Genomic DNA, 10,963 nt, shown 5'->3' on the forward strand with positions numbered 1-10,963 from the left:
AAAATGAACAATACCATTAGATATGATTAGATTATTTTCGATAAAGACTATCCTCATTTTACTCTCTCTGTTATCAGTTTCACTTATTTCTAACGCACAAACTGCTAAATCTTCTATACAAAACAATCCCTGGACGGACGATCAACTGCTCAAGCCCGAAAAGCTTGCAGATATGATCAACAGAAAGGAAAATGTAAAAATTTATAATATTGGTGTTGTTGAAAACATAAAAGGGGCGGTGAATATTGGTGGGGCAAGCAAACCCGAAAACCTTGAAAAATTCAGAAAAACACTTAAAGATTTACCTAAGAAACAAACAATCGTTATTTATTGTGGATGTTGTCCAATGGGCAAATGTCCAAACATCCGCCCTGCATTTAACCTCCTGAGTGCAGAAAAATTCACTAACATAAAATTATTGGAGTTACCAGATAACATCAAAATAGACTGGATTGACAAAGGATACCCAATTGAGTAATCCTTTGTTTCCTCATTTCTTGTCCTCTATTTGCACCCAGGTATAACTTTCCGGTGCTAAAACACAGGTATATTCTATCTCATAATTGCGGTTAAGTTTATATGGTTTTGCTTCTCTGCCTTGCTCCTTTACCATGGCTAGATCAGTCAAACCGGCATAATATAAAGGAATCTTAATTGTCCTGGTGATCCTTTCCTTCAGCGGATTATAAAGCATTAACATTCCACGTGTTTTTAGACTGGGGTTTACATGTAGTATACCATCCCAATCCCGCCCATCTGCCCGGCGCAAATGAATCATTTCTGAATTGAGGATATTTCGGTATTTCTTATACCAATCAACCACTTTCACAACGGTTTGGCGCGTTGCTTCAGTATCATATAGTCTCGGTCCTCTGTAGCAGGCCTGTACTCCTGCACCATAATATTGAACCATCAATTGCTCATAGTCTTTAAGGTGATCTTTTAAAGGCTCCAAAACAGCTTCAGGTCCACCTCCCTGATACTTGGTCAGTGGCACAAATCCCCAGCTCATAGAGGCTGTTTTTTCCCAGGTACCATCAAATATATTCTGTCTGTTTAAAATCAATTGGTGCGTTCTTGGTAAGGAGAAATTTACTTCCCGGTATCCGATGGCAATTTTATGGGTGCCATCGAGGAAATACCAATCCGGAGCGTTAATATAAACACCTCTTTCATTTAACCAGTGGTACAGTTCTTTTTGAATGTTGATTTGCTGCCATTGGGAATCTTCCAATCCTTTGTGTCCGGGATGTGTAGTAGAAGCACATACGTCTCCCGCATAGGGGCCGTCGTTTTCCCAGATATCGAAACCCGTTTGCTGATAAAAGTTTTTAATCTTGTCTCTGTAAGCCAAACCCCATTGGCTACCAAAACAAGGTGCATTCCCAAAAAAGGCACCTCCCGGTTTACCGGTCTTCGGATCAATCACGTCGTCCTGGTCACTGATCTTTCTGGAACTAAACAGAGAATAGCCGCCTATAAATATTTTTTTACTATGCGCATAATCTGCCAGCTGCTTCCAGCGGTTAAGGTTAGATAAACTGGTATCCTCCATATCACAATGACTTCCGAAGCTCAGGATCAAAGCCTCATAACCTGTTGCTGCGCATTGATCTATCGCCGTACGCACCTCTTCGTCGGTACGGCTCACCAAATGCATAAATATTGGATTTGCTGTTGTCCAAGGCGCAATGGTGCTATACATTTTACGAATGGAAAGCCCTCGGCGTTCTCTGTCATAACTATCCATAAGCAACTCATATGTACGCACAGAATTGAATGTTTCCCCTTTATGGAGGTCAATACCAGGTGCTTTATCAGGATAGATTTCTAGTAAGCATGGTGTTTGGTAATCGTAATTCACCTGCGAAGTATAATCAGGGTCTGCCTTCCAATGCGTGGTTTGATCACTTAAATCGTACCTCATTGCATTATTAAATGCATAATTGGTTTCAAAATAGATGCCTTGTGGTTTAGCCATTTGATCTACCTTACCCACTACGGCACTTTGTTCCTCAACCATTCCCAGTATTTCATTGACTACATGGTTAATTTTGAAGGTTTTATCTCCATGGTTAAGGATAGTCAGAGATTTTGTAATTAATGGCAAACCATCATACAATTCATAATTTACGGTTACCTCTAAACCAGCAAGTTCAGAGGCTCCAGGTTTGTAATGAAAAGAGATCCTTTTCCCGGTAGCCTGTGCAGTATTCATGGCCCAGAATTTACTTTTCCAATTGAGCTGGGGTGTAATTGGCAGAATGTCATAACTGACAAATTTGAAATCATTTTCTCCGGGATGAAATTGATCCAGCCATTCAGGTAAAAGATAGGCGTTTTCTTTCTGACCTTTCAAACCACCAATAGTGTAATCTTTGCCATTAATGGTCAATCGTCCTTCTGGTTTAACGGATCTGAGCAACTGCTGCCCGTTCATCAGATTCAGAAAATCGATACAGGTTACATTAGGTGCCAGTCTAAAAGTCCTTTTAACCAGACCGTTATTCAGGCTAATATCCTTTTTGTTTTCAGAAGCCTGTATAGTAGCCTTATACATAGATGGATTCAGCATCCAATCCACTTTTGTTCTGTTTTGTGCATTTGCCTCAAAATGCAATTGAAAAACACCAGACAGGCAAAAGATGAGGTAGTTAAGATATGTTCTTTTCATCAGCAATAATAACCAGTTAAATCATTCAATATTTTTTATTAATTTTCATTAGAGGGCATAGCCGGTGGATTTCCGTCGCGAACTGCTCTATAGTGAGGAGAAAGAATTTCAACGCCCGCATCGTTAAATACATCCAGTGTATTTCGATATAAATTGCTATAAATCACGGCTTGTTTGTTGGCTTCTTTAATATAAGTGTTGAGCTGGTAGGAAACATAAAAATCATCAAGTCCAGTTTGTAAAATAAAGGGTTTAGGTTCCTTCAACACATCTTCAGTTCTATCTGCAGCCTCCAGCATCAGCTTATGAATGGTTGTCCAGGGAATATCATAACCCAGCGTCATTGTATAATTTAAAATTAAGCCCTCCCCTCCCTCTTTAGTATTGGTTGAATAGTTAATGGTACTGGAAGAAAGAACTGTAGAATTTGGCACAGTGATGTCTTCATTTTTGATCGTCTTAATACGGGTAACCAGCATTGTTTTCTCCAATACATCTCCTACCACATCTCCTATCTTTACCCTGTCTCCTACTTTAAAAGGGCGCATATAGGTAATTACCAATCCGGCAACGATATTGGTAATAGCACTGGATGACCCAAGCGATATTAAAATACCAAGAAAGACAGATACTCCCTGAAATGCGGCAGATTTAGAGCCTGGCAAATAGGGAAAAACAATTACCAGCATAAAAGCATAAAGCAAAATTCTCAGGATATTGAATGTTGGAATAGCCCAGTCCTTATGAAATCCGTTAATCACAATATGACCACGCCTGATCTCATTGAAATAATATTTTACTGCCCTGATAACGTATTTGAAAATATAATAAATCACAATTACAGTAACCAGATCTGGTAAATAATTAACAATGGCATTAAAACCTTTGGAAAGCGGACTAAGGATCCACTGCAACAAGGTTCCCGTCCATTGTTCTGTTTCAGGAAATATACTGAACAACAAAGGTAAGGATAGATAAACCAGCAGAATGATTACGATAATCCGTACAACGTTATTTAACTGGAGTAATACTTTTTCCAGATGTTGCGGCGTAAAAAGCTTAATAGTGCCTAATTTTAATCCATTGACATACTTAGAGCGATATTTAGAAACCAGTCCCGCAGATCTCCTGAAGAGACGATTTATTCCATAAATAACAAGCCACAGGAATATGATGATCAATAATACCAGGCCAATCCTTTTGAGCCAGTTGATCAGGCTGTATTCCTTTCTTTCTTTCGCTATGATCTCTTTTATTTTTCCAAGGTATTCTTTGGCCAGTGCTTCATTAGTTTTATTGAGCCATAGCCCATCCGTATTGGCTACAGATAGAATAATATTCGTTTTTTTATAGGTGAGTTCATAGGTTTCTTCATTCTGGTTGATCGCCAAAGAATCTGCACTATAGAAAGGATCTTCGTAAAGGTTTTCGATCCTTTTGGTGATAGATCCTGCACGCTCCTGGGCATTAAAAGACCCTATACCAGTATAGATATAGAACAAGGTATCCAGCTTCAATACGACAGGAAAACCTTTGGTTACTTTTTTCAGGGCTTGTATTTTTTTGACCTGCTCTATTTTCCTGATAGAATCTTTACTTGCAATCTCGCGCAACTGCTTTTCCAGCTCTAAAGTTTTCTTTTTATCGCCAACTACCGTTTTCAATTCCTTTTCCAGCTGGATTTTAACCAGCGAATCAATTTGCTGCTGCTGATGATCTTTGACTATTAACGCCTCAGTGGCTACAAGAGAATCCTTTTTAGAGGACTCTGATGGGTTTTGAGCGAAGAGTGTAACTGTGTTTAGAAATGAGATAACAACACATAACAGGGTAGCTTTGAGATTGCGGTTAAACATAGATGAATATTTTCAGTATTGAACAGGCTTTCTATTCAAATTTAACATATTAAACCACATGTCATGAAAATACTATTTTTTAAATTTCCAGAGTATAATGATCAACGCCAGTACAGGCGTTAAAGCAAAAGCTCCAAAAAGCCAGCTGGCCGCATGTTCTGCGCCTGCTACTCCCCCTGGATTTGTAATTCCTGAAAAATTGGCAATCAAACCTGCTATAGCTGACCCGAAGGTTGTACCTAACAGCTGTACGGTTGATATAGATGCTGAGGCTTTTTCTTCTTCACCTTTTGGTGCCGAGGATAAAACCTGGGTGAGAATATGTGACCAACCCATACCAATTCCCGCACCTATAAAAACCAGCAACAGACACATCAGCACAAAACCTACACCATGAGCGTTCGCCGCATCCGGTACCACCCAGGAGAGCCCTGCCAAACCTAAAAATACCAGAACAGGTCCGGTGAGAATGACCATTTTTACATAGCGGATACTCAAACCAGAAAAAGCAATGGAACAAAGCGACCAACCCAGGGCAATCAATACGGTAAGATAACCTGCCTTTAGTGGCGAAAAATTGTGAATCAACTGTAGGAAATAAGGAATGTAAATCTCCACAGTTCCTGAAAGCGTTAATAAAACCACCACGGCATACGTTGCCCCGAGTAAAGTCGAAATTTTATAAGCACCAGTAGGGAGCAATCGTTCGGAAGAACTTTTTTCGCCTCTGATCACCATGCCCAATAAAATCATGGCAACAATTACCCCGGCTACATTTAGGCTAAGGTGTTCGGAAACACTCCCGGCAGAAATGGCCAGGGCTGCAAGCAGAATAAGCAGCAGTTTATAAAAGGGTATGGTTGCGGTGCTTAAGTTTTTCTGCTTCTTTGGCAGTACATTCTCTGTCAACACAATCAATGATAAGGCAATGATCAACAGCGTCACAAAAGCATACCGCCAATGGCTATATTCTGCAAAAATGCCTCCAAAAAACGGACCTAAGAAAGCGGAAACACCCCACATTGCAGAAACCAGAGCCATAGCTCTTGACCAAAAACGCTCTTCATAGACAATACTGATCATAGCATAAGATAAAGCCACCAACAGACCACCACCTAGCCCCTGAATAAAACGGCCAGCCAGAAGTATATACATTGCTGGTGCTGTTGCGCAAATCAGGGCACCTATAGCAAAAAGAACAATCGCCAATCTGTATGACTTTCTCGGGCCCATCTTTGCAAGTGTTACAGAAGAAACTACAGATCCAATGATGGCTGCTACGACATACATGGTGGTCGCCCAGGAATAGAAGGACAACCCGCCAATATCCTTAGTCACAGAAGGCATAATAGTAGTTGCCAGATATACATCTGTAGCATGTAACATCACGCCACCAGCCAGCGCAATAGACTTTAAACCATTTTTTCCAGACAGTAAAGCCGCCCAGCCTTCTTTTTCTTGTTGCTCAGGTTTCATGTATGCAAAGCTAACACTTCGCTATAATAAACCAAGTAAATACTTTGTTTATTAGATTTAACCGACCTTATTCTCAACGGAGCTGCTTAGCCAGTTTTTCTTCATAAAATGTAGAAGTATATAGGCCGATAAGACTACTGGAAAATACGGAAGTAAGAATAAGCTATCCTCTGGTTGTAAAGCACTTCCTTTTACTTCCAGAAAACCAGCCCCATTCTGACTGATGTGTCGGGGAAGATATGTCTGGGCAAAGTTCCAGCCTAAATGAAGTGCAATGGGTAAACACAGATATTTGGTTCTGATATAGGCCTCGCCAAATAGAATCGAACCCAGGCCGGTAGAGAGCATGATAAGGATCATCATTCCGATGCTCATATTCCAGTGCAGATGCATGATTCCAAATGGAATAATAACGATAGCCTGAGCCACCCATTTTCCATAATTATTAAGCAAGGTTTGGAATGGATAACCTCTGTAAGTGAATTCCTGTACAAATACAGAAAGTGCACACGAGAAAAAAGCCATTAAAATCTGAATGGGATCAATGGCTTTAGTCAATACCCAGTGCTGACCAGTTAGTCTATTCGTTAACGCCGCAGTACCAAACAATAGTGTTGCACCAGCTAAAAATCCAAAAAGCAACTGTAAATAATGCTCTCTTTTTTGAGGATAGAAATTTAGAGAGGACAAGGTTTTACCTTCCGTACGAAGCAATAACCAGGAACTGACAAACGACACTAAAAGGTAAAAGAACAGATTATTCAGAGCAGGATAAAAAGTTGTGATGGCAAATGTAGCGGTCCATAAAACGATAAAGAAGCTGGCTACTTTTAAAAGTGGATGTTTCATTTTCTTTTTTTAAAGCAAATAAAACAGCTTGGAAATGGACGTAAAAATAAATCCGACAAGAGCCCCTGTTTTTCCGCTGAGTACTTTCAGAACAACGATGAAATAGGAACCTTTAAAGGAATTTTATCGGAGTTTGTCGTATATTTTAGCGTTATTGAATAGAATAAAGGAATTTAGTCCCATGAACGCATCTGTAATTCTGGACCAGATATACAAAAACAGGAAACACCATATACTTGCTCACGTGATGTTTTGGTTGTGTTTCCTGTTTCTACGCTGGTATTTGACAACCATATCCTTTAATGTGTTCAGGGTTTTGCCCAGACAAAGTATTTTATGGCTTAACCTTGCTTCGGTTGCCTGTTTAGTCATTTTCTACTATACTTTGGTTTACCTCATTATGCCCTTTTACCTAAAAAAGAAAAAGCTCATACCAACACTATTTGCCATTTTGTTTGTGTTTACTACTTATACGATACTGGACACTTATCTGGAAACGCATATACTTTCTGCATGTAGTACCTGCAAACAAATCATGCAAAAATACAATGCGGATTATTATGAATTCCTGCACCTGGATTTCTCTAATATAATTTTCAAAAAGGTATTGAGTCTTGGTGTGCTTATCGGATTGTTGTTTAATGTTAGTGTACCTCTTGGCATTCGGTACGCGATAAAGACTTTTAAGCAAAACATCATGGCTTTGAAAATGTCAAGGGACAATATTCAACTGGAATACAATTTTCTAAAGGCACAAATTAACCCTCATTTTTTATTCAATACACTGAATAACATATATGGCCTGGTGCTACAGGACAACAAAGAGAAATCAGCAGCTTTAATTGCCAAACTTTCTGAATTCATGAGGTATACCTTATATGAAGCAGATCAGGAGAAAATGCCCATTCAAAGAGAGATTGAGCTCATAGAGGACTATATTGAACTGGAAAAGGTGCGCTTAAATTTCACAAAAACTGATTTACAGGTCCATATGGATAAGTTGATCTTTTTTGTTCCACCACTCTTGTTTATTCCGATAGTAGAAAATGCTTTTAAGTTTTGTCCTGATCAAATCGGGGCTCTGATTGAAATAAATTTTCAACTTGGAGAGAAACAACTGGTTTTCAAATGTACCAACAGCATTGCAGAAATCAATACATTTGATCAGAGTGAAGGCGGAATTGGATTACAAAATCTAAAAAAGAGACTGGAACTTTACTTCCCGAACAAACACCAATATATAGTAGTGGTTACTGCAACGCAATATGTTACAACTTTAATCCTTGAACTATGAGCTTAATCAAATGTATGATTGTTGATGATGAACCGATTGCAAGAGATATTCTAAGCCAGCATATCCAAGCTACTGAAGGGCTTCAACTTGTAAAGACTTGTATACATCCAGTAGAAGCTTATGAAGGCTTGCATGAATTTCCTATAGATCTTGTGTTTCTGGATATCCAAATGCCTTTACTATCAGGAATCGATTTTTTGAAATCTCTTGCAAACCCTCCATTAGTGGTATTTACAACGGCATACACCAATTACGCACTGGATGGATACGAGTTTAACGCGGCAGACTATTTGCTGAAACCGATTACTTACAAGAGATTTTTACAGGCAGTTCAAAAAGTAAGATCCAGAATGATCAAGCCAAAAGCCATGGAGGAGGTGATCCAACAACCACACTATGTGTTTATCAAATCAAATGGCAAACTGATCAAGGTAGATTATCAGGACATTTTATATCTCAGGGCAGACGGGGATTTTACCTGGTTTAAGATAAAGCAAAAAGAGATTTTCGCCAGTGTTTCTTTAAAAGATTTTGAAGAGAACAACAGTTATCCCTCGCTGGTCCGGATCCATCGGTCTTTCATGGTTAACCTGGCCAGAATTGATGCTGTTAAAGGAAATATGGTAGAGATCAATAAAGAAGATATTCCAATTGGATCGATCTACAGAACAGCACTTTTGAAAACCATGGGTATTTAAAAAACCCTTATTGACTATAGCCAATAAGGGTTCTCTTATTTAATTTATGAATTATCTCGAATAATTTGGAGCTTCCTTAGTAATAGAAATATCATGTGGATGGCTTTCTCTCATTCCTGCCGCAGTAATTCTTACAAATTTAGCTTTCTGTAGATCTTCTATCGTTGCTGCTCCGCAATAATGCATTCCAGCTCTCAATCCACCTACATACTGGTAAATAACTTCTGCTAAGGTTCCTTTATATGGAACACGTCCAACAATACCTTCTGGCACCAGTTTGGTCACTACATCTTCCTCATCCTGGAAATAACGATCTTTAGATCCCTGTTGCATGGCCTCTACAGAACCCATTCCACGGTAAGATTTGAATTTACGTCCTTCATAGATAATAGTTTCACCTGGCGATTCCTCTACACCTGCAAATAAAGAACCTGCCATAATAGAGCTTGCTCCGGCTGCAATAGCTTTAACAATATCACCGGTTTGCTTAATCCCACCATCAGCAATAACCGGAATTCCTGTACCAATCAGGGCCTGTGCACATTCGAAAACAGCATAAAGTTGAGGAACACCTACACCGGCAATAATTCTTGTGGTACAGATAGAACCAGGTCCAATGCCCACTTTTACAGCATCTGCACCCGCAGCAGCTAAAGCTCTTGCTGCATCGGCTGTTGCTATATTTCCGGCAATGACCTGTAAATCCGGGAATCTTTGTTTGATGGCAATAACCATATCAATTACTCCTTTGGAATGTCCATGAGCAGTATCAACAGTAACAACATCTACACCAGCTTGAACCAATGCAGCTACGCGATCAATGTTATCTGCTGCTACCCCCACTGCCGCGCCTACGCGTAAACGGCCTTTTTCATCTTTACAAGCTTTAGGATAGTTTTTATATTTCTGGATATCTTTAAAAGTAATTAAACCTGCCAGATGGCCATCTTTACTGATTACCGGAAGCTTTTCAATTTTATAATCCTGCAAAATCTCTTCTGCCTGCAATAAGGTCGTTCCTTCTGCTGCTGTTATCAGATTTTCACGGGTCATCACCTCTGCAACAGGACGGTTCATATCTTTTTGGAAACGCAAATCTCTGTTGGTAATAATACCCACCAATTTATTATCTGCATCGATCACCGGAATACCTCCGATCTTGAATTCCTTCATAATTTGAAAAGCGTCTGCCACCGTAGCATCTTTACGAAGGGTGATGGGATCCTGGATCATTCCACTTTCAGAACGCTTTACCTTTCTAACCTCTTCGGCCTGACGTTCTATGCTCATATTCTTATGAAGCATGCCAATTCCACCTGCCTGGGCAATGGCAATAGCCAGTCCTGCCTCAGTAACGGTATCCATCGCTGCAGAAACGACAGGAACATTTAAACGTATTTTTTTGGTAAGGTAAGTTCCGGTATCCACATCGCGTGGCAAAACTTCAGAATATGCGGGTACTAATAATACGTCGTCGTAAGTTAGTCCTTCAGCTACAAATTTTTGGGGATCGAGTTGCATAGCAAATAATTATTAAGAGTTACTATTTGCCGGGCAAAAATACGATTATATCTGCTATTCTGCAATAGCAATATGAATATAGATCGTTTTGATGAAAAGTTTACAATTGAATTAAAAAAAACAACCATGTCACCACTTTGAAGATTTCTTTGTTTTACTATTGCAGACATAAGGGCAACTATTTGATTTATTAGTGCAAATCAAATGTTGTTAATAGGAAAATGTCCCTTAAATTTATGCTGCTCAACTAAAGCTTTCCAGGTCTGGAAGGCTTTTTTTATTTGTGCTCCCCCCCTTGCGCATCTGCCTTATTTTACGCTAAAAATTATATTTTTGAGACACACAAATGTAAACAAGGAATTTAACAATCTATATTGCAGGCAAATATGAAAGACAAGGAGCAGACTAAGCAGAAATTAATATCAAGTGTTGGAGCAATTATCAGATCAAAGGGTTATCATGGCTTGGGCGTCAATGCCATAGCCCGCGAGGCGGGAGTAGATAAAAAATTAATTTACAGATACTTTGGAAATGTGGACACCTTAATTGAAACCTATGTGGTCCAAAAAGACTATTGGCTATCCTTCAATAAAAA

At 39.3% G+C, this 10,963-nt stretch carries 9 protein-coding genes; 4 read left to right on the plus strand and 5 right to left on the minus strand.

Annotated elements, in window-relative coordinates; translation table 11 throughout:
• Nucleotides 1-172: 172 nt before the first annotated feature.
• Entirely contained in the window at nt 173-478 is a 306-nt protein-coding gene (locus DBR11_RS10120) for a rhodanese-like domain-containing protein (protein ID WP_199233806.1), read from the plus strand.
• A 12-nt stretch (nt 479-490) separates the two neighbouring features.
• Here the strand turns inward: DBR11_RS10120 and DBR11_RS10125 are convergent, their stop codons facing one another.
• The 4 genes from DBR11_RS10125 to DBR11_RS10140 form a co-directional block, all read right to left on the minus strand.
• Complete coding sequence (locus tag DBR11_RS10125) at nt 491-2,674, minus strand: alpha-galactosidase (protein ID WP_108552206.1); 2,184 nt, start codon at nt 2,672-2,674, stop codon at nt 491-493.
• A gap of 38 nt (nt 2,675-2,712) precedes the next feature.
• The gene (locus tag DBR11_RS10130) at nt 2,713-4,530 is read right to left on the minus strand and encodes a mechanosensitive ion channel family protein (RefSeq protein WP_108552208.1); all 1,818 of its coding nucleotides are present in this window, start codon (nt 4,528-4,530) and stop codon (nt 2,713-2,715) included.
• Between the two features lie 72 nt (nt 4,531-4,602).
• Entirely contained in the window at nt 4,603-6,006 is a 1,404-nt protein-coding gene (locus DBR11_RS10135) for an MFS transporter (protein WP_108552210.1), read from the minus strand.
• Nucleotides 6,007-6,063: 57 nt separating this feature from the next.
• Nucleotides 6,064-6,855 (minus strand): CPBP family intramembrane glutamic endopeptidase, encoded by a 792-nt coding sequence (locus DBR11_RS10140; RefSeq protein ID WP_108552212.1) that lies wholly within the window; start codon nt 6,853-6,855, stop codon nt 6,064-6,066.
• Nucleotides 6,856-7,036: 181 nt separating this feature from the next.
• On the opposite strand from DBR11_RS10140, the gene DBR11_RS10145 reads away from it, so the two are divergent.
• Together DBR11_RS10145 and DBR11_RS10150 are read left to right on the plus strand one after the other, a co-directional pair.
• Complete coding sequence (locus tag DBR11_RS10145) at nt 7,037-8,149, plus strand: sensor histidine kinase (RefSeq protein ID WP_108552214.1); 1,113 nt, start codon at nt 7,037-7,039, stop codon at nt 8,147-8,149.
• Nucleotides 8,146-8,847 carry a LytTR family DNA-binding domain-containing protein gene (locus tag DBR11_RS10150; RefSeq protein WP_108552216.1) on the plus strand — a complete coding sequence of 234 codons (702 nt, stop codon included), beginning with the start codon at nt 8,146-8,148 and terminating at the stop codon, nt 8,845-8,847. The genes DBR11_RS10145 and DBR11_RS10150 overlap by 4 nt, the downstream gene beginning before the upstream one ends.
• A gap of 51 nt (nt 8,848-8,898) precedes the next feature.
• Here the strand turns inward: DBR11_RS10150 and guaB are convergent, their stop codons facing one another.
• Nucleotides 8,899-10,368 carry an IMP dehydrogenase gene (gene guaB, locus DBR11_RS10155; RefSeq protein ID WP_108552218.1) on the minus strand — a complete coding sequence of 490 codons (1,470 nt, stop codon included), beginning with the start codon at nt 10,366-10,368 and terminating at the stop codon, nt 8,899-8,901.
• 386 nt (nt 10,369-10,754) lie between these two features.
• Here guaB and DBR11_RS10160 point away from each other — a divergent pair.
• The coding region (locus DBR11_RS10160) for a TetR/AcrR family transcriptional regulator (protein ID WP_199233807.1) at nt 10,755-10,963 on the plus strand (209 nt) is incomplete at its 3' end.

This window comes from Pedobacter sp. HMWF019, from assembly GCF_003061025.1.
Taxonomy (GTDB): Bacteria; Bacteroidota; Bacteroidia; order Sphingobacteriales; family Sphingobacteriaceae; genus Pedobacter.

What these genes read in the sequence shown, in the direction of transcription:
- DBR11_RS10120 (WP_199233806.1), top strand. Translation starts at nt 173, where the DNA reads ATGATCAACAGAAAGGAAAATGTAAAAATTTATAATATTGGTGTTGTT.
- DBR11_RS10125 (WP_108552206.1), bottom strand. Translation starts at nt 2,674, where the DNA reads ATGAAAAGAACATATCTTAACTACCTCATCTTTTGCCTGTCTGGTGTT.
- DBR11_RS10130 (WP_108552208.1), bottom strand. Translation starts at nt 4,530, where the DNA reads ATGTTTAACCGCAATCTCAAAGCTACCCTGTTATGTGTTGTTATCTCA.
- DBR11_RS10135 (WP_108552210.1), bottom strand. Translation starts at nt 6,006, where the DNA reads ATGAAACCTGAGCAACAAGAAAAAGAAGGCTGGGCGGCTTTACTGTCT.
- DBR11_RS10140 (WP_108552212.1), bottom strand. Translation starts at nt 6,855, where the DNA reads ATGAAACATCCACTTTTAAAAGTAGCCAGCTTCTTTATCGTTTTATGG.
- DBR11_RS10145 (WP_108552214.1), top strand. Translation starts at nt 7,037, where the DNA reads ATGAACGCATCTGTAATTCTGGACCAGATATACAAAAACAGGAAACAC.
- DBR11_RS10150 (WP_108552216.1), top strand. Translation starts at nt 8,146, where the DNA reads ATGAGCTTAATCAAATGTATGATTGTTGATGATGAACCGATTGCAAGA.
- guaB (WP_108552218.1), bottom strand. Translation starts at nt 10,368, where the DNA reads ATGCAACTCGATCCCCAAAAATTTGTAGCTGAAGGACTAACTTACGAC.